Raw genomic sequence first — 20,781 nt, 5'->3', positions numbered from 1 at the left:
CTTCTTTCTGTCACTGCAACATATTTTATAATAAATGATCATATAAAAAGATGGGCAGAATGTCAACTTTTGTTTTCATCCAAAAGGTTCTTCATGCTTTCCATCTGATCTAAAAACCGTTTTGACTTTAAATAAAGTCCTGAGTATTCCTCGTAATACAGATCAATGACCCGTTTAATTTCGTTTTTGGTTTCCTGTTTTAACGAGACGCTGCCGAGCCTTCCGATATCAAAGTAATAAAAAAGCCTTAGCAGCCTTGCCGTTTGCGGCGAAATCGGAACTCTGTACGGATCCTTTTCAAAGCAGCGGTGGCAGATAAACCCGTTATCTCTTATCGAAAAATGAAACGTCCCTTCCCCGCTTTTGCAGTGGACACAATGATTCAGCTCCGGATACAGCCCCATGACGCCGAGCATTTTCATCTGCACGATGAAGGTGATCACGTCCGGGTCAGTCCCGTCATTCAGCCTCTTAAAGGATTCGAGAATCAATTCGAATAAATAGGGGTTCGGTTTCTTCTCTTCCGTTCCTTTGTCAGTGAGTTCAGCGATAAAAGCGGCATACGCCGTCAAAAATAAATCTTCTCTGATCGTTCTCATGCTGAGAATCATTTCACCCTGCTGGAGCGTGCCGAGTCCGGATGTTCTTTGCATTAAAAATGACCCGTACAAAAACGGCTGGCTGACTGCTGACAGCCGGCTGGCTGACTTCCTGGCGCCCCTTGCCATGACGCCGATTTTGCCGTGTTCCCTCGTCAGCAATGTCACGATTTTATTCGTCTCCCCGTAGTCATTCGTACGGAGCACGATTCCTTCACATTTAGTCAGCATTTCCGCACCTTCCAACAACGGGAGGGGCCAAGAGGTTTACAAAATTGGAAAATCAATTCGGGCTAGCTCATCTTCCGGTTCTTCGGGTCTTTCCAGGTTCTCTTTTTCCAGTTCTTTAAAAAGAAGGTACGTATCAACACTTCCTGTTTGAGAAAATACGTTCCAGGTAAAATTCAACACAAAAAACCCACCTTTCATCATTAAACTAGCTTTGCAATCCAAATTCTTACCCTTATCTTGACCTGATGTCCTCCTTTTCATGTTAAACAAATTTTGCTAACGAATCCCTGCTTCTGTGAGGTAATCTCACACCTCAGGCATGCGCCTTAGATGAATTAATATTCATCCTCTTTGAAGCCGAAATCACGCAGCTGAGACATTTTATTCCGCCAGTCCTTCTGCACCTTCACCCATAATTCCAGGTAAACGCGTGAGCCCAAAAGAGCTTCAATATCAGCCCGCGCTCTTTTGCCGACTTCTTTCAGAAGCGCTCCTTTTTTGCCGATGACGATGCCTTTTTGAGAATCCCGCTCGACCACAATCGTGGCGGCGACATGGACAGAGCCGTTTTCCTGCCCTTTAATGGACTCGATAGCGACAGCGATGCTGTGCGGCACTTCTTCCCTTGTCAGATGGAGCACCTTTTCCCTGATCAGTTCAGAAATAATGAACCGCTCGGGATGGTCAGTCACCTGATCGCTCGGATAGAACTGAGGCCCTTCCGGTAAATACGCTTCAATCTGCGCGAGAAGGGTTTCGACGTTGTTCCCTTCCAAAGCTGAGATCGGCACGATTTCCTTAAACGGATAGCGCGTACGGTACTCATCAATTAAAAGAAGCAGCTGGTCGGGGTGGATCTTATCAATTTTGTTTACGATCAGAAAGACCGGCGTGGACGTCTGTCCGAGCTTTTCAATGATAAACTCGTCGCCTTTTCCGTACCCTTCTTCGGCGTTAATCATAAATAACACCAAGTCAACTTCTTTCAGCGTATTCTGGGCCACTTTCATCATAAAGTCGCCAAGCTTGTGCTTTGGTTTGTGAATGCCCGGTGTATCAATAAAAATGGTCTGCGACGTGCCGGTTGTCAGCACCCCTTGGACTTTATTTCTTGTCGTCTGGGGTTTGTCGCTCATGATGGCGATCTTTTGACCGATGACCCTGTTTAAAAAGGTAGACTTTCCTACATTCGGCCTTCCGATGATAGATACAAATCCTGATTTAAAGCTTTCGTTCGTCATGTAAATCCTCCGATGAAAATGCGCCCGGCAATAATTCTTCCGCAGTCATTTCTTTTATTTGTCCTTGTAAGTTGGTCAGAATAACAAGCATATCCTTTGAGCACAGCTCGGAAATTACTTGTCTGCAGGCTCCGCACGGCGAAACCGGTCCCGGAGTATCCGCAGCCACGGCGAGCATCGTAAATTCCGTATCCCCCTCGGAAACAGCTTTGAATATCGCCGTGCGTTCAGCACAGTTGCACATGCTGTATGCCGCATTTTCAATGTTGCAGCCTCTGTACACTTTTCCGTCTTTGGTAAGAAGAGCGGCTCCCACTCTGAAATTTGAATACGGCACATACGCTGTGTCCCGCGCTTTTAATGCTTCTGCAATCAATTCTTGTCTGTTCATGTGTACTTAATTCCTCTCTTACCTTTATCCTGTATGATACCGCTGTCACTTTTATTTTACATAATTATGATTGGTTTTTCACGCCCATTTTTGGCAATGTAAAATAATTGTAAGAATCTTCTGCTAACATATCTTCGGCAAGAAGATGAGTAAACCAATGATACACGATATCACGGCAAAGACGCAAACGGCTCCGGCGGCCGCGTCCTTTGCCGCTTTTGCGAGCGGGTGATACTGATCGGTAACTAAATCCACAACATGCTCTATCGCCGTATTTAAAAGCTCCAAAGCAAGCATCCCTCCGATCAGCACCAAAACAACGGCCCATTCGGCTGTGCTCAGCCCGGTGAGAAAACCGCAAACGATAACGGCACAGGCCGCGGTAATATGAAATTGAAAATTCCGCTCTGACCGCGCCGTTTTCCAGATTCCCCTCCATGCATGGACAAAGCTCTTCAGGAACCTGCTCCACTCGTTTTTATGATCTCGTGAGTCCATACTCATCCAGCAAATCCTTTTGCTTTGAAAACATTTCTTCCTCTTCTTCTTTTGTCATGTGATCATAGCCAAGCAAATGCAAAAAGCCGTGGACGGCCAGAAAACCGAGCTCTCTCATAAACGAATGGCCGTACTCTTCCGCCTGCTCTTTCGTTCTGTCTGCGCTGATGATAATATCTCCTAAAACAGGCGGCATGTCGGCGCCTACGATTTCAACCTCGTCCTCGCCTTCTTCTTCAAGCGCAAACGAAATGACGTCAGTCGGAGTGTCTTTTCCCCGGTAGTCTCTGTTGATTTCTCTGATTTCTTCATTTGTCACAATCGTGACCGATACTTCAGCCTGATCCTGAACGCCTTCTTTTTCCGCCGCGAATTGGAGCAGCTTCTCCACTTCTTGGAGCGCATCAGCTGAGACGCTGTTCGTTTCATCAACAATATCTATGAGTAAACCCATTTATTTCACCTTCTTCGTAGCCTCCGGATATTCAATCCGGGAGTGGAAAATTCCTTTTAAAGTCGCACATAGTGTTTTTGCGATCGTATCCAGTTCTCGGAACGTGAGATCACATTCTGAGAATTGTCCGTCCTGAAGCTTATCGGATATAATTCCCCGCACCAGTTTTTCGATCCGCTCGGGATTGGGATTATGCATGGAACGGACGGCGGCTTCAACGCTGTCGGCCACTGAGATAATAGCCGCTTCTTTCGATTGCGGCTTCGGCCCCGGGTAGCGGAACTCTTTCTCAGTAATCTGGTCGCCCTTTTCTTTCGCTTTATAATAAAAGAATTTCAAAAGGGACGTTCCGTGATGCTGCTCCGCGATATCCACAAGCTCTTTCGGAAACTTATAGCTTCTGAGCATATTCGCACCGTCTGTCGTATGTGCGATAATGATATTTTTGCTGAGCTGCGGAGACAGCTTGTCATGCGGATTATCCATATTCATCTGATTTTCAATAAAATATTGCGGACGTTTCGTTTTGCCGAGATCGTGATAATACGCTCCGACCCGTGCTAAAAGACCGTTTGCCCCTACGGCTTCACAAGCCGCTTCCGACAGATTTGCCACCATGACGCTGTGATGATATGTACCGGGTGTTTCCGTTAAAATCTTTCGAAGCAGGGGATGATTCGGATTAGACAGTTCAATCAGCCTCATCGTTGAAAGAATGCCGAATCCCGTCTCAAAAAACGGCATCAGACCGATAATCAGAACGGATGAAGCAAGTCCCGAGACGGCCCCCATCAGCATCAGCGTTCCGATTTCAACCGGTGACAGCGCCGTATTTTGTATTAATAAAAGCGACAGCACGATAATCATATTAATAAATGAGACGAACAGTCCCGCCTGCAATATTTTTGATCTCGCATTATGTTTTCCCAAAAACAGAATGCCTGAAATGCTGCTGATTAAATAGTAAATGCCGATGACGTAATTAAATGTTCCCGTCACACCCTGATTAAACATCATACTGCCGCAGATCGCCAGAATGATGCTTCCTAAAATGGCGAGCCTTTCATTGAGCAGCAGCCTGATTAAAATCGCGCCGGCGGCGATCGGCACAAGATAGCCGATATTGGTGTATTCAATCTTCTGAAAGAGACTGACGACTTCCATAATGACGAGAATAAGCGTTGTAATGATAGAAAACAGCAAAAGAGATTTATTTTTCAGCTTAAGCTCCTGCTGCTGTTTCTCAAAATAGTAGACAAGCGTGGCAATAAACAGCCCGATCATCAGAAGGAGACCGCTGATCGGTTTTAACAGGTTGGAATTATTCAAAAGCCCCGTCAGTTCGAGCTTCCTGTATACTTCCCGGTCGATCAGATCATTCTCTTCCACGAGAACCTGTCCTTGTTTGATCTGTACCGGCTGGACGCTGTCTGACGCTTCCTGGCGTTTTTCATCCGTCGCTTTCGGATCAAATACATAATTCGGGATGACTGCGTATTTTCCGATTTCAGTCGCAGCCGCTAAATATTTTGACGGCACAGAAGCGCTTTTCAGCTCTTTTGCGACCTTATCCTTCGCTTCGGCAAGCTTTTCAGAAGGAATTTCACTGCTCATCACCGTATTCACCGCGGTAATGACGGAATCCCTCACAAATGAGAAATCTTCATTGTTTGCATGGAGAAGCGATTTAATGGCATCTTCCGAGACGGATTCATTGACATCCTGTGTCAGCTTGTTTTTCACCGATTTTACCAGTGATTTTTCCGAAGGTGACTTTTTGTCTTTTTCCGCATCTTTTTTCACTTCGCCGATGCTGTCAAAAATGGAAGTAATCAGGTCAAGCCGGTTGTCGGTATAGCCTTTTTTCAGAGTGTATTGATCTTCCACCGCATCTTCGGCCGCCTGCTTTTTCGATTCCGTCGCCTGCTGATCTTCCACTGTGGCGGGCGCGTAAATCGTCTTATCACTGACTGCAAACAAATCCAAATTAAGTGATTCAGGTTTTACATGAATAAAGAGCAAACCAAACATGATCGCTGAAAGCAGCAGGTACAGCAGCACATGGGCTGAGCGGGCATGTCTGAAACTGCGGAACCGTTCTCGGGCGCTTTTGCCCTTTCCCTTCTTTTTCAAAACAAGAACCTCCTCCCTGAAACATCAGGAACACATCATATAAAAATGACCCGATAACGGGAGATCGGGTCATTTTTGCATTACTTTTGCTTATCATAAGCTTCAATAATTTTTGCAACAAGCGGATGCCTGACCACATCTGTCTGGTCAAGTTCAATCACGGAGATGCCGTTTACGTCCTTCAGCATGTCCTTCGCTACTGCAAGTCCCGATGTGACGCCTTTCGGCAGGTCAATTTGGCTTACGTCGCCCGTAATGATCATTTTAGAGCCAAAACCCAATCTCGTCAAAAACATTTTCATTTGAGCGGGAGTGGTATTCTGGGCTTCATCAAGAATCACATACGCGTCGTCAAGCGTCCGCCCTCTCATATAGGCAAGCGGGGCGATTTCGATAACCCCTCTTTCCATAAGACGCTCAGTATGATCGCTTCCGAGCACATCATGGAGCGCGTCATACAGCGGGCGCAGATAAGGATCTACTTTTTCCTTTAAATCTCCGGGCAGAAAGCCGAGGCTCTCGCCGGCTTCCACAGCGGGTCTTGTTAAAATGATTTTTTTAATGTGGCCGTTTTTTAAAGCATGCACCGCTTTTACGACCGCCAAATAAGTTTTGCCGGTTCCCGCCGGCCCGATGCCGAACACCATGTCGTTTTTCTTCATCGCCGCCACATATTCTCTTTGGCCGATGGTTTTGACACGGATCGGTTTGCCTTTTGCCGTTTTCGTTATTTCCTCTTCATACATGCTTTCAAAATAGTCCAGTTCATCTTTTTTTGCCATTTTCACGGCATACAGCACATCACGTTCCGAAATCTCGATCCCCTTGCGAATTAAAGTAAGGAGCGAGCCCAATAATCTGTCAGCGATCTCAAATGTTTCATCATTCCCGGAAACGTAAATGGTTTCACCGCGTGTGATGAGGCTAATGCCCAGATCCTTCTCCATTAAATGTAAAAAAGCATCTTGGCTGCCGAACAAAGAAAGTGCTTCGTCCGGGCTTTTCAGTTTGTGATTAATCGCAAGTAAATGTTCTGCCATTCTTTAGTCTCCCTGAACAATAGGTGTGGTTTGAACGATATCTTCTATAACTTGGTAGAGAATAATCAACTTTACTTTACCATTCTCAACGGATTGGTGCAAAACTTTTTCACTTTCCACCTCTCCGCTGCCGTTTAATCGCTTTTCTACATCTTGTCTTCCCATTTTGATACCGGCCTGAACCGCTTCGCCTTTCGTATAAGTCCGCACGGATGTTTCACTTTCTCTTGTCTGTTCTTGAACGTAAGAAACCGGAAGCTTCATCCCCAGAAATTGAAACGGATGCTTTTCTTCCTCTGTTTTCGGCTGTTTCAGCGGCTTCTCATTAAATTCAAAGCCCCAAAAAGGCACGCCCCATGATCCGAAAGACAGCTTGTGCTTCGTCCTTACTTTACCCGTATATAGCGTAAATGATGTTTCAAGAGGCACGGTTACTTCTGACTTGTACCATGTTTCTCCGTAAATTTCCGCTTTTGAGGCGACTTTCCGGTCTTCATTTCCGATCAGTCCTGAGACGAGGAGCTGTCCTTTGTCAACATGATCGTTCACAAAAGCCATCGGCTGCCCCTTTTGCACGAACATCCTTTTGATGACCGCCTTCTTTTTGGCAACGATATGGCGGGGGCTCACGTACTTTTCTTTTGTCGGTTCGTTTTTTTCGACCACTTTCATATGAAGGGCTGTCCCGTTCAATTCCACACCGACCCACGTAATATTATCGATACCGTTTGTTAATGATTTTTGAATTTTCTCCGGCGTCATCATTAAAAATTGCAAACGGCCTTTTTTCACACCGATTTCTTCAAGGTGCTTTACCATCTGATGCTCGGTTTCGGGCTTGGCCCCTTTAATATCAATTTCCCAAATCATGTTGGACAAAAGAAATAATATAACAAAAAATATCACAAATCCCGCAGTGAAGCCCAGGTTTAATTTTGATTTGAGAAGCAGAAAGGGAAGACCCTTTCTTTTTGTAAAGCTTGCTTTGCATTCATGTTTTCTGATGACTCTTCTGAAAGCATGTACATCCTGAAGCTGAATCATCAGCAGGACACAGTCTTGCTTTTTTTTCACCGCAAAGATGGCGATTCCGTTTCTCGTGCATTCATTCAGCAGCCGTTCAATCCCTTTTCCTTTGACTTCTACTTGGACTTTACCCGAAAAAAATGACAGCCATTTGTTTTTCACATTATTTCCCCCCGGCTTTATGAATCGACATATCGTACGTGATCTATCGTGCCTTCCAAAAGAATTTCTTCAGGAAGGATTGCCTTAATGACCAAGTTTTTTCCTGATATGATACATTGCCCCTGCTTGAGCATCAGCCTGACTTCTTCTTCGCTGAACAGCAGGAGGCCTCTGTGATTCTCTATGTAGATATGAAGTCTGCCGACCATCGTAATACGAGGCAGATCCATCATAACGTCCGGGGGAATTTCCAATGCTCTTGTCAGCCATGCCTTTACACGATTCTTTCTTTGCCCCATAAAAAAAGAACCCCCTTTCATCTCATATGTATGATTTGAAAAGGGGTTCTAACACTTTATTTTTTACCGATGTTCCGCATGGTCCGGTGCGGTTTTTTTGCACGGGGCGGACCCAAAACCTCACTGAATATAATGCCTTGGACCGCAGTTTCTTTATTTATTTTGAGGGCTGATTTCTTCAGAGACGCGTTTCGTGCGCGTGCGGATGTCAGCTTATGTTCAAGCCCGTTAAACATCTGCTCCGTCTCCGCTAGGCGCTTTTCAGCTTCCCTTCTTTTTTGCTCAAAAGGGTTCTCTTTTGAAACGGCAGGCAATTCTTCCGCTTCCGGCTTATGCTCTTTCTGCGGCTGTTTTTGATCCTGCTTTTTTGCCTGATTTCCGGGACGTGTACCCGGCGGACGTTTTTCATCTTTGTTTTTCTTGCCGAATATTGCCGATATAATGCCGATGACGGCGGCAATGACGAGCGGATTTGTCAGAATCTCGTGCATATAGCGGCTCCCTCCTTAATAGAGAGGTTATTGTTGGTCTTCATCTTGCTGGTCATTCGTCAGCTTGCCGATAGAATCCCTCATGTCCGTATCCGCGTCGATATTTTTTATGTTCATATAGTCCATGACGCCGATGTTTCCTTCACGCAACGCTTCTGCCATCGCAAGCGGCACTTCGGCTTCTGCTTCCACGACTTTCGCACGCATTTCTTCTACGCGAGCGCGCATTTCCTGCTCTTGGGCGACCGCCATGGCGCGGCGCTCTTCGGCTTTGGCCTGCGCAATGTTTTTGTCTGCTTCTGCCTGATCCGTCTGAAGAATCGCTCCGATGTTTTTGCCGATATCAACGTCGGCGATGTCAATCGAAAGAATTTCAAATGCGGTGCCTGAATCCAGCCCTTTGCCAAGTACGGTCTGCGAAATCATATCAGGGTTTTCAAGCACTTTTTTATGATTGTGAGAAGAACCGATTGTCGAGACAATCCCTTCTCCGACACGGGCGACAACCGTCTCTTCTCCCGCTCCTCCGACAAGGCGCTCGATATTGGCTCTTACCGTGATTCTGGCTTTTGCTTTTACTTCAATTCCGTCCATGGCGACACCCGCGATAAACGGTGTTTCAATGACCTTCGGATTGACGCTCATCTGTACGGCTTCCAATACGTCACGCCCGGCCAGGTCAATGGCTGCGCAGCGTTCAAATGTCAGCTCAATATTGGCGCGCTGTGCCGCAATCAGGGCATTGACCACCCTGTCGACATTACCTCCGGCCAGATAATGGCTTTCGAGCTGATTTGTTGTTGCGGATAGGCCGGCTTTGTGCGCTTTAATTAACGGATTGACAACGCGGCTTGGTATGACGCGCCGCAGCCTCATCCCGACCAAAGTAAAAATGCTGATTCTGACTCCTGCCGCAAGCGCCGAAATCCATAGCATCACCGGTACAAAGGTGAAGAATATGGCTAACACAATAATGGCAGCAGCAACTAATGCTAAAATCGCCAAACTTGACAGTTCCATCTAATTCCTCCTCAAGGTTGTCATCTATATTTCTCTCACGACAATGCGTGAGCCTTCCGCTTTCACTACTTTCACCTGTCTGTCTTTTTCAGTGAATGATCCTTCCGAGACGACATCCAGACGTTCATCATCAATAATGACGGTGCCTGACGGTCTGAGGGCTGTAGCGGTAATGCCGACTTTTCCCAACAGCTCCGTCCGGTTCTGATTTGAAACATAACCGCTCTCCGTGCTTGTTGAATCAGTTAATATTAATTTTTTAAAGAATTTCATTCGTTTCCCCAACACCCTTGTTAATATGATAAAGGCTGTAATAGATACAGCAAAGGCGATCAAGAGAGAAACCGCCATTACGGTAAAGCTGCCCGCAGCGAGAAAGAGGCTCGCGATGACGCCTGCAATACCGATAAGACCGATTATGCCTCCGGGCAGAAATATCTCTAAAAGGATAAAAACCAAGCCCGCGCAAAATAAGAATACGCTGTCATAGCCGGCAAATCCGGCAGCGATATGCCCGGTGAAAAACAGCAGCATGGCCGTCAGTCCGACGGCACCCGGTATTCCGAGGCCCGGCGAGAACAATTCAATGGTCAAACCAAGCAAAGCAAGCGTTAATAAGACGGGGACAACAAACGGATTTGTCAGCCATCTGCCCAGTTTGCCGACGAAACCTTCTTCTGCATGGTGAACATCCGCTTTGTCAAAACCGAGCTTTGTATATAAAGCATCAAGGTCTGAAACCGTGCCCTCCGAATATCCGACTTCCTTGGCTTTTTCAGCTGTCAGTGTCAGCAGTTTTCCCTTTGGGGCGCCCGCTTCCTTTGCATTGATGGCGGGATCTGCCATGGCCAGGGCGTATTTCGGATTTCGGTTGTTTTTAACCGCTGCGTCCTCCATTTCTGCATGCCACAGTGATTGAGCCTTTTTGTCCGCCGCGTTCCCTTTTCCGTCGATGATGGCTGCGGCACCCATTTTTCCGCCCGGCGCTATATAGATTTCATCTGCCTGAAGCGCTATATACGCTCCGGCAGAAAGCGCCCGTTTATTAACGTAAGCGGTAACAGGCACATCCGCGCGGCCGATGATATCCGCAATATCCAAGGCTGATTGTACCGCGCCTCCCGGTGTATTGATGTCAAGAATAATGTGTGACGCGCCGGACTCCTTCGCTTCTTTGAAAGAACGCGATAAAAACGAGGCGAGCCCCTGTTCGACATTTTTCTCAACCGGGATGACATAAACCGATGGATGATCAGCTTTCGCGTTCAATTGAACCCCTAATAAAGATAATACAAATAAGCCCAATAGAGCAACAGCAATTCCGGTTTTTTTTCGGAACAAGGCAAATATACCCTCCTTCCCGTTTCGTTCTTCTTTATATACGTAACAAATGTACTTTAGTTTCATTTTTTTATGTATAAAAAAAGACATCTCTCTAGGAAAGATGTCTTTTTTCTTGTCAATTAAGATAATTGACTGCTGACAAGTCTGTTAATTACGCTGCCGTCAGCTTTACCTTTTACTTTAGGCATAATAGCACTCATCACTTTGCCCATGTCCGCTTTGGAGCTCGCACCGACTTCAGCGATGGTTTCATTTACGATTGTCTGCAGCTCTTCTTCAGAAAGCTGCTTCGGTAAATAAACTTCTAAAATGTCCAGCTCTTTTTGAACTTTATCTACTAAATCTAAACGATTAGCGTTTGAAAATTCATGGAGGGAGTCTTTACGTTGCTTAAGTTCACGAGATAGGACAGTAAGTTCCTCATCCTCGGTCAAACTGTCTTTCTTAAGCTTAATTGCTTCGTTTTGAAGTGAAGCTTTCACCATTCGAACGACAGTCAGTTTGTCTTTCTCACGGCTTTTCATATACAGCTTCATATCTTGGTTAAGTCGCTCAAGAAGACTCATAAATCCACCCTCTTTTAGAATTTGCGTTTTCTAGCAGCTTCTGACTTTTTCTTGCGCTTTACGCTAGGTTTTTCATAAAATTCGCGCTTTCTTGCTTCTTGCAAAGTACCTGTCTTTGATACACTGCGTTTGAAGCGACGAAGAGCATCTTCAAGCGATTCGTTTTTTCTAACGACCGTTTTTGACATTCTCTTTCCCTCCCTCCGAATACACCAATCGACTACCTTTAAAAAGATACATATATAAACATGTACTTTGACATTATAATATAAGCCATCAGTCAGGTCAACTAAGCGAGCTCACTTTTCCGTCATGAATAAGGCTGCTTGTCTATATAATGATGGAAAGGGGTGTTTCATTTGATGATACTGATTCTCTTTACCGCTCTTATCCTGATTTTTTTACTCGGAATGAGCCTGCTCAGACAGGGGCTGATCGCATTAACTTATGCAAAAATTGAGAAGAGCCTGCTCTTATTTACCGACCACCCTTTGAAAGCTTTTCTCATAAGCATCGTATTCACTGGTTTTCTTCAGAGCAGCTCAGCCTTCATGGTCATTGTCATCGGCTTTGTCAGCGCAGGCGCTTTATCTTTTAAACGGACCATTCCGATGATTCTCGGCACGAATGTCGGCTCCACGTTTACGACGGAGTTTTTAGCCATAAAAATGGATGTGCTCATTTGGGTGCTTTTTATCGGAGGCCTTGTGTTTATCCTCATCCGTAAATATCCGTTCAGACAGATCGGCATAAGCTTCCTCGGTCTCGGCATCATCTTTTTTTGCATCACATGCTTCAGCCGGCTCGCCGTTCCGCTGACAGAAATGAAGGCGGGGGCGGAGGTTTTGCGACATGTGAATGATTCGAGCTGGTCCGCTCTTTTTATCGGTATGATATTGACGGCAATCATTCATTCAAGCTCCGTCTGCATCGGCATTTTGATGAGTTTTATGAACGAAGGGGTGATCGGCATTGAACAAGCGGTCAGCGTCGTTCTGGGATCTAATATCGGGACATGCGTCACGGCCGTCATGGCTGCTGTTTCAGGCGGTTATGCCGCCAGACAGACCGCCGGTGCTCACGTTGTGTTTAATATTCTCGGCGTGCTGCTCGTATTTCCCTTCCTGTCCGCATCAGCAGGTTTTACGGAGCGCCTGTCTGATGATCCCGCGCAGATGATTGCGCATTTCAGCCTGTTATTTAACGTAGTCACCGCCTTATTGTTTCTGCCGTTCACACATTTGTTTTACCGGCTGATTGACAGGCTGATTCCTCCGAAACCGTAAAAAAACCGATGCGGGAAGGCACCGGTTTTTTTATCTGTTATGAAGACATGCGCATGTTCCGGGTCATTTCATCCTCAACGACGCGGACGAATTGTCCTTCGTTATACGGATAGCCCGCTTTTTGAATTTTGACTTTGACAAGTTTGCCGATTACATCTTCCGTGCCTTTGAAGACGACTTTCATGTAATTGTCCGTATAGCCGACGAACATGCCGTCTTCATCAGACTCTTTAAACGCCTCTTCCGGAATGATTTCCAGAACCTCTCCTTCATAATCGGAGGCGTATTCTTTTGCAAGCTGGTCAGACAGCGCGATCAGCTTATGCACCCGTTCGTTTTTCACGTTCTCGTCAACCTGGTCTTCCATTCTGGCCGCAGGTGTTCCGGTGCGTTTGCTGTAAGGGAATACGTGAAGCTCTGAAAACTTATGTTCTTTAATGAACCGGTATGTTTCCATAAATTCTTCTTCCGTTTCTCCCGGGAAACCGACGATGACATCAGATGTGACGGCCAGGCCCGGCAGCGCTTCTTTCAGCTTATTTAAACGGTCCGCGAAAAATTCCATCGTATATTTGCGTCTCATCCGTTTCAGAACGGTGTTTGATCCTGACTGAATCGGAATATGAAGGTGGCGGACGATTTTATCAGACGCATCCAGCACTTCAATCACTTCATCAGTGATTTGGCTTGCTTCAATAGATGAAATTCTGATCCGCTTCAGTCCTTCTACACGTGTATCAAGCTCGCGGAGAAGCTTGGCGAAATTATAATCTTTCATATCTTCGCCGTAGCCGCCCGTATGAATCCCCGTCAGGACGATTTCTTTATAGCCGGCATCCACCAGCTGCTGCGCCTGTTTAATGACTTCTTCCGGATCGCGGGAACGAAGCAGGCCGCGCGCCCAAGGGATAATGCAGAACGTACAGAAGTTGTTGCAGCCCTCTTGGATTTTTAACGACGCTCTTGTGCGGTCAGTAAAAGCGGGAACATCCAGCTCTTCAAACACGCGTGCTTTCATAATATTGCCGACGCCGTTGATCGGCTGGCGCTCTTCCCTGTACTGCTCAATGTAACCGAGCATTTTTTCACGATCCTGCGTGCCGACGACGATGTCAACACCCGGGATGGCCATAATTTCTGCCGGAGAGGTTTGCGCATAGCACCCTGTTACGCAGATGACGCCGTCAGGATTTTGGCGGATCGCCCGTCTGATGACTTGACGGCTTTTTTTATCTCCCGTGTTTGTTACCGTACATGTATTAATGACATATACATCTGCTGTCTGTTCGAATTCTTTTCGTTCATAACCCGCATCTTTAAACAGCTGCCAGATTGCTTCTGTTTCATAATGGTTGACCTTGCAGCCAAGGGTATGAAAAGCAACAGTTGCCATTACTGATCACCTCTTAATAACTCTGTATGATAGGAAACTGCGCTTAACGCGTAAAGAGGCGCAGTTTCAGTCCGTAAAATTCTCGGTCCGAGGCCGCATAAGACGGCGCCTTTTTCTGAAAGCTGATGAACTTCAGACTCAGTCAGACCGCCTTCAGGGCCGAATACGATTAAAAGAGACGAACCTTGCGGAAGGCTTTTGAGCTCCGCGGCGAAAGCGCCCGTTTCTCCCTGCTTTGATGACTCCTCGTATGCAACGACACATTTATCGACATTCTCCGCCATTTCAAGCAGCTGCCGGAACGTATAAACGGTTTTCACTTCGGGAATTTCATTGCGGTACGATTGCTCCGCCGCTTCCTTCGCGATTTTCGCCCATCTCTCCCGTTTTTTCTTTGCCTTTTTGTCGTCAAGCTTAACGACGGATCTGGCGCCTTGAAAAGGGATGAACATACTTGCCCCCAGCTCGGTCCCTTTTTGGATAATCCATTCAAGCTTATCGCCTTTCGGGAGGCCGCTTGCGATCCTGATCTTCAAAGGCAGTTCACGGTTTTCACCCGTCCACTCAGCAATGCTGCATGATATATGATCTTTAGAAACCTCTTTAAGCAGGCATAACGCTTCATGGCCGTCTTTCGAACAGCAGATAATCCGGTCTCCCGCACTCATTCTCATGACGTTCGCTATATGGTGGACGTCTTCCCCCGTGATTTGAAAATCAGGAGTTTCGTCCATCTCCTGCTTCGTGAGCTCGATAAAATATCGTTGCATACGCTGTGACACCTACTAACTGTTATTTTTTCGCGATGATGCTGACCCAATCTTCCATAGACAGAATTTCTATGATGGTAAAGCCGGCTTTTTCCAACGCTTCTTTTACTTCCTGTTTTTTCTGGCCGATAATGCCTGAAGTAATAAAATGGCCTCCGTCTTTGAGCAGGTCGTACGCCTGTGATGTAAAGCGGAGAATCACTTCCGCCAAAATATTTGCGACAATGACATCATGTTCGCCCGTGATGCCGTCTAACAAATTGTTCTGCTTCACTTCGGCCGTATCACTCACTTTGTTCAATTTCACATTCAGACGCGCGCTTTCAACAGCGACCGGATCAAGGTCATACGCATGAACCGATTCGGCCTCAAGCATGGCGGCCGCGATGCTTAAAATTCCTGAACCGGTGCCGACATCAATGATACGGTCGCCTTTTTGAACGATACGCTCAAGCGCCTGAATGCACAGAACTGTTGTCGGATGCGTTCCCGTACCGAATGCCATACCCGGGTCCATTTCGATAATCAGTTCATCTGTATGAACAGGTGTATACGTTTCCCATGTGGGAACGATCGTGAACTTTTCAGAAATTTTCACAGGATGATAATACTTTTTCCAAGCGGTCGCCCATTCTTCTTCATTGACTTCAGAAATGGTGATTTTGTTTCTGCCCAAATCAATGTCGTACAAAAGCAGATTGTTAATCGTCTCTTTAATGCCGTCCACCGTTTCGCCGAGGAAACTGTTGATCGGCAGATACGCTTTGACAATGACACCCTCATCGGGGTAATCATTGGGGTCGAGCTGGTAGATTTCCCCGTAAACATTCTCACGCTCTTTCATTAAATCAAGCGGATCTTCGATGACAACCCCGCTCGCACCAGCTTCATGCAAAATATTTGAGATGGGTTCGACCGCTTCATGTGTTGTGTGAATGCTGATTTCGGACCATTTCAAAACTACCAACTCCTATCCAATCATTACTCGCCTTTAAATGCGCGTTTTACTTTGTCAAAGAAACTCATTTCTTGTTCATCCGGCAGGTTTCCGCTGACTTCAGCGAATTCGCGGATGATGTCTTTTTGTTTATCTGTCAGATTCGTCGGTGTGACGACGCGGACGACAATGTGCTGGTCGCCTTGTCCGTAGCCCCGGACGTTCTGAACGCCTTTGCCTCTTAATCTGAATTTCGTGCCGGTTTGTGTGCCGGCAGGTATTTTCAATTTCACTTTTCCGTGAAGCGTCGGCACTTCCACTTCGTCTCCGAGTGCCGCTTGGGCAAACGTTAACGGCATTTCGCAATAAATATCGTCTCCGTCGCGCTCAAAGAACTCGTGGGCGCGCACATGGAATACGACAAACAGATCTCCCGCCGGCCCTCCGTTTACGCCCGGTTCACCTTGGCCCGGAACGCGCAGCTGCTGTCCGTCGTCCACACCGGCAGGAATCGTGACATTGATTTTTTTCCGTTTTTTCACTTTGCCCGTGCCGCCGCAGTCAGAACACTTGTTTTTGATGATTTTTCCTGTTCCTTCACAGTGGTGGCAGACTCTTCGGTTAACCACTTTGCCAAACGGCGTGTTCTGTTCGACGTTCAGCTGGCCTGAACCTCCGCAGTGCGAGCACGTATCCGGCTTTGTTCCCGGCTTCGCGCCAGACCCTTTACATGTTTCGCAATTCTCTTCGCGCGGAATTTCAATGATCGTTTCTTTTCCGAAAGCCGCGTCTTCAAATGACAGGGTCATTGTATACTGCAGATCCGCGCCTTGCCGCGGCGCATTCGGGTCACGGCGTCTCGTGCCGCCTCCGAAGATGCTTGAGAAGATGTCATCGAAACCGAAGCCGCCGAAGTCTCCGCCGCCTCCGAAACCGCCGCCGAATCCCTGGTTAGGGTCTGTATGGCCGAATTGGTCATATTGAGCGCGTTTTTGGTCGTCTGAGAGCGCTTCGTACGCTTCTTTTACCTCTTTGAATTTTTCATCTGCTCCGGATTCTTTATTGATATCAGGATGATATTTTTTTGAAAGCTTCCGATAGGCTTTTTTGATTTCATCCTTTGAAGCGCTCTTACTTACCCCAAGCACTTCATAGTAATCACGCTTACTCATCTCGCTTCACTCTCCCGAATTTCTCACATAAATTAGATTGTATCATTTTGAATTATGTTTTTTCAATTCCTTTTATCCCGGGCAAGAAAAAAAGTCAAAGCCAAGAGATGCCTGACTTTGACTTTCTGTCTGTTGAATCAGAATATGCTGTGTGTTCTTCCGCCTATAGCCACGCGGGAAAGAACTTATTTTTTCGTTTCGTCGTCTTTTACTTCTTCGTATTCCGCATCGACAACGTTGTCGTCCGCTTTTTTGCCTTCAGCGTTTGCTCCGCCTTCAGCCTGCTGCGCTTTTGCAGCTTCTTCATAAAGCTTCATAGAAAGCTCTTGAACGATTGTTTGAAGCTCATCTTTTTTCGCTTTGATGTCTTCAATTTCGTTTTTCTCGATAGCGGCTTTCAGCGCGTCTTTCGCGTCGTTTGCTTTTTTCACTTGCTCTTCGTCCACTTTGCCTTCCAGATCTTTTAATGTTTTTTCCGTTTGGAACACAAGCTGGTCAGCTTCGTTGCGGACTTCGATTTCTTCTTTTCTCTTCGCATCAGCGTCAGCGTTTTCTTCCGCTTCTTTTACCATGCGTTCGATCTCATCATCAGAAAGACCTGAAGAAGATTTGATAGTAATGTTTTGTTCTTTTCCTGTGCCTAAGTCTTTCGCTCTTACGTTTACGATACCGTTTTTGTCAATATCGAAAGAAACTTCGATTTGCGGTACGCCGCGCGGTGCCGGCGGGATATCAGTAAGCTGGAAGCGGCCGAGCGTTTTGTTGTCGGCAGACATCGGGCGCTCACCTTGAAGCACGTGAATGTCAACAGCCGTTTGGTTGTCGGCAGCGGTTGAGAATACTTGAGACTTGCTCGTCGGAATTGTCGTGTTGCGGTCGATCAGTTTCGTGAACACGCCGCCCATTGTTTCAATACCGAGAGAAAGCGGTGTAACGTCAAGAAGAACAACGTCTTTTACGTCTCCCGTGATGACGCCGCCTTGAATCGCTGCACCCAGCGCTACAACTTCATCAGGGTTTACGCCTTTATGCGCTTCTTTACCCGTTTCTTTTTTGATTGCTTCCTGTACGGCAGGAATACGTGTTGATCCGCCGACAAGGATAACTTTGTCGATTTCGCTTGCAGAAAGATCCGCATCTTGAAGAGCCTGACGGACAGGAGCCATTGTGCGCTCAACAAGGTGAGCGGAAAGCTCTTCGAATTTAGCGCGGGTCAGGGTCAGCTCAAGGTGAAGCGGACCTGCTTCTCCCGCCGTGATAAACGGTAAAGAAATTTGTGTGGATGATACGCCGGAAAGATCTTTTTTCGCTTTCTCAGCCGCATCTTTCAAACGCTGAAGCGCCATTTTGTCTTTTGAAAGATCAATGCCGTTTTCTTTTTTGAATTCTGCTACGAGATGATCGATGATGACTTGGTCAAAGTCGTCCCCGCCAAGACGGTTGTCACCGGCAGTTGAACGGACTTCAAACACGCCGTCGCCAAGTTCAAGAACAGATACGTCAAACGTACCGCCGCCAAGGTCGTAAACAAGAATTGTTTGGTCTTCGTCCGTTTTATCAAGTCCGTATGCAAGCGCTGCTGCAGTCGGCTCGTTGATAATACGCTCTACTTCAAGACCGGCGATTTTACCGGCATCTTTTGTCGCTTGGCGCTCTGCATCGTTGAAGTATGCAGGAACCGTGATAACGGCTTTTGAAACTGTTTCGCCGAGGTAGCTTTCAGCATATGCTTTCAGATGCTGAAGGATAATAGCTGACACTTCTTGAGGCGTGTAGTCTTTTCCTTCGATTTCCACTTTATAGTCAGTACCCATATGGCGTTTAACAGACATGATTGTGTTAGGATTTGTGATTGATTGGCGTTTCGCCACTTCCCCTACTTGGCGCTCGCCGTTTTTAAATGCAACGACTGACGGAGTCGTACGGTTTCCTTCAGCGTTGGCGATGACTGTAGGCTCTCCGCCTTCAAGCACTGCCACACATGAGTTTGTCGTACCCAAGTCAATTCCGATTACTTTACTCACTTTGAATTACCTCCTGCTATGTAGTTATTGATTCACTTTTACCATTGAAGGACGGATGACGCGATCCTTCAGTTTGTAGCCTTTTTGCAGTTCTTCGATAACAATATTGCTGCCGAAGTTTTCATCTTCCACCTGCATGACGGCTTGGTGAAGGTTCGGATCAAATTCCTGACCGACAGCTTCGATGGCTTCAACGCCTTCTTTTTCAAGTGCGTCCATCAGCTGGCGGCGGACCATTTCCATACCTTGCAGCAAGCTTTTTGTCTGCTCGCTTTCAGCTTCTACCTGTAACGCCCGTTCAAAGTTGTCGAGAGCCGGAAGGATTTCCGTTACGACGTTTTGAGAACGGTATTTCTGAGCAGCTTCCATTTCAAGGCGGCTGCGTCGTTTATAGTTTTCAAAGTCTGCTTGAACACGCAAAAGTTTGTTTTCTTTTTCATCAAGCAAACCCTGCAATTCATCAATTTGGTGCTGAAGGGCTTCTTCCTGACCTGCCGTTTCTTCATGCTGCTCTTGTGAAGCGGCTTGTTCTGCCTGTTCTGTCACTTCTTCTTGTTCTGCTGCTTCAACCTGTTCTGCGGTTTGTTTTTCTTCTGACATTGTGTTCACCTCCCTCAAATGCTGTAAAAAGATGACTGAAAATGATTGCCAAAATTCCCTTATTCATCATACAAACTTGTGAATGCTTTTGACAAGTCCGAAGTCACGTGCTGCAGCAGGCTGACGACTCTTGAATAATTCATGCGCGTCGGCCCGATAATGGCGATTGATCCGATCTGTTTCGTATCAACTGTATAGGTGGCCGTGATTAAACTGCAGTTTTCCATTTCTTCGTAGTCATTTTCTTTGCCGATTTTGATTGAAATCCCGGCTTTTGATGACTGAAACAGCTTCAGAACATCCTGCTCTTTTTCAATTAAAGATAAGAGCGAGCGGACCCTTTCAATATCATGGAACTCCGGCTGATTCAGCATGTTGATCTTTCCGCCGAAAAATAATTTCTCAACGTGGGCCGCCGGATGGAATGTGGAGCGGAGCGATTCAAGTATGCTGTCATAGTTGGCGATATGCTGCCTTAAATATGTGACAACCTCTTTGAAAATGCGCTCATTCAGTTCGTCCATCGGCACGCCCGCTAATCGATCGTTTAATATATTGACCAGTTTTTCAATATCGGCCAGATCCACTTTAGCCGGGAAATTGATAGTGCGGTTTTCGACATGCCCCGTGTTCGTGACGAGGATGGCGACCGCCTTATCCGGCTGGATCGGAACGATTTGAATCTGTTTAAGATAGTTCTCGCTCAGCGTCGGCCCGAGGACAATCGATGTGTAGTTTGTCAGATCGGACAAGATTTGCGCTGATTTTTGGACTGTTTTTTCCAGCTCGAAGATTTTTTCTTTAAATATCGAGTGAATTAAATCCAGATCGGTTTTTGTCAGCTTGACGGGTGACAGCAAATGATCGACATAATACCTGTACCCTTTTTCCGACGGAATCCGTCCTGAGGATGAATGGGTTTTTTCAATAAAGCCCAATTCCTCCAAGTCAGCCATCTCGTTTCTGATCGTTGCAGAGCTGAATGTAATCTCGTCTTTTTTTGAAAGAGTTCTTGATCCTACAGGCTGCGCTGATTGTATAAAATCATTAATAATCACTTGCAGGATCAACAGCTGACGATTTGTTAACATCATCATCACCCCT

The 20,781-nt window shown here is 46.4% G+C and carries 22 protein-coding genes and 1 pseudogene; 1 reads left to right on the top strand and 22 read right to left on the bottom strand.

Translation table 11 applies throughout. The features are described from left to right. Positions 1–62: 62 nt before the first annotated feature. The 15 genes and pseudogenes from recO to rpsU form a co-directional block, all read right to left on the bottom strand. Positions 63–830: a DNA repair protein RecO gene (gene recO, locus CXL14_RS11040; protein ID WP_007408287.1), complete on the bottom strand. Its 768-nt coding sequence runs from the start codon at positions 828–830 to the stop codon at positions 63–65. A gap of 36 nt (positions 831–866) precedes the next feature. Continuing rightward, entirely contained in the window at positions 867–1,010 is a 144-nt protein-coding gene (locus CXL14_RS11035) for a YqzL family protein (RefSeq protein ID WP_007408286.1), read from the bottom strand. Positions 1,011–1,165: 155 nt separating this feature from the next. Further along, entirely contained in the window at positions 1,166–2,071 is a 906-nt protein-coding gene (gene era / locus CXL14_RS11030) for a GTPase Era (protein WP_007408285.1), read from the bottom strand. Further along, positions 2,052–2,462 (bottom strand): cytidine deaminase, encoded by a 411-nt coding sequence (locus CXL14_RS11025; RefSeq protein WP_017418172.1) that lies wholly within the window; start codon positions 2,460–2,462, stop codon positions 2,052–2,054. The genes era and CXL14_RS11025 overlap by 20 nt, the downstream gene beginning before the upstream one ends. Before the next feature lie 123 nt (positions 2,463–2,585). Then, entirely contained in the window at positions 2,586–2,960 is a 375-nt protein-coding gene (locus CXL14_RS11020) for a diacylglycerol kinase family protein (RefSeq protein ID WP_003152974.1), read from the bottom strand. After that, positions 2,941–3,414, bottom strand: a complete 474-nt coding sequence (gene ybeY / locus CXL14_RS11015; protein WP_003152973.1) for an rRNA maturation RNase YbeY — start codon at positions 3,412–3,414, stop codon at positions 2,941–2,943. Before ybeY ends, CXL14_RS11020 begins: the two co-directional genes overlap by 20 nt. Further along, positions 3,415–5,547, bottom strand: a complete 2,133-nt coding sequence (locus CXL14_RS11010; RefSeq protein WP_014418406.1) for an HD family phosphohydrolase — start codon at positions 5,545–5,547, stop codon at positions 3,415–3,417. Positions 5,548–5,627: 80 nt separating this feature from the next. Next, complete coding sequence (locus CXL14_RS11005) at positions 5,628–6,587, bottom strand: PhoH family protein (protein ID WP_007408283.1); 960 nt, start codon at positions 6,585–6,587, stop codon at positions 5,628–5,630. Beyond that, positions 6,551–7,775, bottom strand: a pseudogene (gene yqfD / locus CXL14_RS11000) (sporulation protein YqfD). Before yqfD ends, CXL14_RS11005 begins: the two are co-directional and overlap by 37 nt. A gap of 17 nt (positions 7,776–7,792) precedes the next feature. Then, complete coding sequence (gene yqfC, locus CXL14_RS10995; protein WP_003152966.1) at positions 7,793–8,074, bottom strand: sporulation protein YqfC; 282 nt, start codon at positions 8,072–8,074, stop codon at positions 7,793–7,795. Positions 8,075–8,130: 56 nt separating this feature from the next. Next, complete coding sequence (locus tag CXL14_RS10990; RefSeq protein ID WP_014418408.1) at positions 8,131–8,565, bottom strand: hypothetical protein; 435 nt, start codon at positions 8,563–8,565, stop codon at positions 8,131–8,133. A gap of 27 nt (positions 8,566–8,592) precedes the next feature. Next, positions 8,593–9,585: a flotillin-like protein FloA gene (gene floA, locus CXL14_RS10985; protein ID WP_014418409.1), complete on the bottom strand. Its 993-nt coding sequence runs from the start codon at positions 9,583–9,585 to the stop codon at positions 8,593–8,595. Positions 9,586–9,609: 24 nt separating this feature from the next. Further along, positions 9,610–10,926, bottom strand: a complete 1,317-nt coding sequence (locus CXL14_RS10980; protein WP_014418410.1) for an NfeD family protein — start codon at positions 10,924–10,926, stop codon at positions 9,610–9,612. Positions 10,927–11,048: 122 nt separating this feature from the next. Continuing rightward, positions 11,049–11,495 (bottom strand): GatB/YqeY domain-containing protein, encoded by a 447-nt coding sequence (locus CXL14_RS10975; RefSeq protein ID WP_007408278.1) that lies wholly within the window; start codon positions 11,493–11,495, stop codon positions 11,049–11,051. 14 nt (positions 11,496–11,509) lie between these two features. Continuing rightward, the gene (gene rpsU, locus CXL14_RS10970) at positions 11,510–11,683 is read right to left on the bottom strand and encodes a 30S ribosomal protein S21 (protein WP_003152957.1); all 174 of its coding nucleotides are present in this window, start codon (positions 11,681–11,683) and stop codon (positions 11,510–11,512) included. Between the two features lie 171 nt (positions 11,684–11,854). Here rpsU and CXL14_RS10965 point away from each other — a divergent pair, with 171 nt between their 5' ends. Next, positions 11,855–12,781 carry a Na/Pi symporter gene (locus CXL14_RS10965; protein WP_032863561.1) on the top strand — a complete coding sequence of 309 codons (927 nt, stop codon included), beginning with the start codon at positions 11,855–11,857 and terminating at the stop codon, positions 12,779–12,781. 37 nt (positions 12,782–12,818) lie between these two features. On the opposite strand, the gene mtaB is transcribed toward CXL14_RS10965, so the two are convergent. The 7 genes from mtaB to hrcA all read right to left on the bottom strand — a co-directional run bounded on the left by mtaB (position 12,819) and on the right by hrcA (position 20,768). Then, positions 12,819–14,174, bottom strand: a complete 1,356-nt coding sequence (gene mtaB, locus CXL14_RS10960; protein WP_014305444.1) for a tRNA (N(6)-L-threonylcarbamoyladenosine(37)-C(2))-methylthiotransferase MtaB — start codon at positions 14,172–14,174, stop codon at positions 12,819–12,821. Beyond that, complete coding sequence (locus tag CXL14_RS10955; RefSeq protein ID WP_014418412.1) at positions 14,174–14,944, bottom strand: 16S rRNA (uracil(1498)-N(3))-methyltransferase; 771 nt, start codon at positions 14,942–14,944, stop codon at positions 14,174–14,176. The genes mtaB and CXL14_RS10955 overlap by 1 nt, the downstream gene beginning before the upstream one ends. Positions 14,945–14,966: 22 nt before the next feature. Next, complete coding sequence (prmA, locus tag CXL14_RS10950; RefSeq protein ID WP_014418413.1) at positions 14,967–15,902, bottom strand: 50S ribosomal protein L11 methyltransferase; 936 nt, start codon at positions 15,900–15,902, stop codon at positions 14,967–14,969. 23 nt (positions 15,903–15,925) lie between these two features. Further along, positions 15,926–17,053, bottom strand: coding sequence for a molecular chaperone DnaJ (gene dnaJ, locus CXL14_RS10945; protein ID WP_003152895.1), 1,128 nt, complete (start codon positions 17,051–17,053; stop codon positions 15,926–15,928). Positions 17,054–17,238: 185 nt separating this feature from the next. Further along, on the bottom strand, positions 17,239–19,077 hold the full coding sequence (gene dnaK, locus CXL14_RS10940) for a molecular chaperone DnaK (protein WP_007408273.1): 1,839 nt from the start codon (positions 19,075–19,077) through the stop codon (positions 17,239–17,241). Positions 19,078–19,101: 24 nt separating this feature from the next. Next, positions 19,102–19,677, bottom strand: a complete 576-nt coding sequence (grpE, locus tag CXL14_RS10935) for a nucleotide exchange factor GrpE (RefSeq protein WP_003152892.1) — start codon at positions 19,675–19,677, stop codon at positions 19,102–19,104. Between the two features lie 59 nt (positions 19,678–19,736). Next, a complete protein-coding gene (gene hrcA, locus CXL14_RS10930; protein WP_003152889.1) occupies positions 19,737–20,768 on the bottom strand; it encodes a heat-inducible transcriptional repressor HrcA in 1,032 nt (343 codons plus the stop codon). Positions 20,769–20,781: the final 13 nt, after the last annotated feature.

The organism is Bacillus sp. SJ-10 (assembly GCF_002843505.1).
In the GTDB taxonomy this organism is placed as follows: domain Bacteria; phylum Bacillota; class Bacilli; order Bacillales; family Bacillaceae; genus Bacillus; species Bacillus velezensis.
This window is presented reverse-complemented; position numbering and strand designations above follow the sequence as displayed.

Coding starts and splice junctions, on each gene's coding strand:
- recO (WP_007408287.1), bottom strand. CDS start 830: ATGCTGACTAAATGTGAAGGAATCGTGCTCCGTACGAATGACTACGGG.
- era (WP_007408285.1), bottom strand. CDS start 2,071: ATGACGAACGAAAGCTTTAAATCAGGATTTGTATCTATCATCGGAAGG.
- CXL14_RS11025 (WP_017418172.1), bottom strand. CDS start 2,462: ATGAACAGACAAGAATTGATTGCAGAAGCATTAAAAGCGCGGGACACA.
- CXL14_RS11020 (WP_003152974.1), bottom strand. CDS start 2,960: ATGGACTCACGAGATCATAAAAACGAGTGGAGCAGGTTCCTGAAGAGC.
- ybeY (WP_003152973.1), bottom strand. CDS start 3,414: ATGGGTTTACTCATAGATATTGTTGATGAAACGAACAGCGTCTCAGCT.
- CXL14_RS11005 (WP_007408283.1), bottom strand. CDS start 6,587: ATGGCAGAACATTTACTTGCGATTAATCACAAACTGAAAAGCCCGGAC.
- yqfC (WP_003152966.1), bottom strand. CDS start 8,074: ATGGGGCAAAGAAAGAATCGTGTAAAGGCATGGCTGACAAGAGCATTG.
- CXL14_RS10990 (WP_014418408.1), bottom strand. CDS start 8,565: ATGCACGAGATTCTGACAAATCCGCTCGTCATTGCCGCCGTCATCGGC.
- floA (WP_014418409.1), bottom strand. CDS start 9,585: ATGGAACTGTCAAGTTTGGCGATTTTAGCATTAGTTGCTGCTGCCATT.
- CXL14_RS10975 (WP_007408278.1), bottom strand. CDS start 11,495: ATGAGTCTTCTTGAGCGACTTAACCAAGATATGAAGCTGTATATGAAA.
- rpsU (WP_003152957.1), bottom strand. CDS start 11,683: ATGTCAAAAACGGTCGTTAGAAAAAACGAATCGCTTGAAGATGCTCTT.
- mtaB (WP_014305444.1), bottom strand. CDS start 14,174: ATGGCAACTGTTGCTTTTCATACCCTTGGCTGCAAGGTCAACCATTAT.
- CXL14_RS10955 (WP_014418412.1), bottom strand. CDS start 14,944: ATGCAACGATATTTTATCGAGCTCACGAAGCAGGAGATGGACGAAACT.
- dnaJ (WP_003152895.1), bottom strand. CDS start 17,053: ATGAGTAAGCGTGATTACTATGAAGTGCTTGGGGTAAGTAAGAGCGCT.
- grpE (WP_003152892.1), bottom strand. CDS start 19,677: ATGTCAGAAGAAAAACAAACCGCAGAACAGGTTGAAGCAGCAGAACAA.
- hrcA (WP_003152889.1), bottom strand. CDS start 20,768: ATGTTAACAAATCGTCAGCTGTTGATCCTGCAAGTGATTATTAATGAT.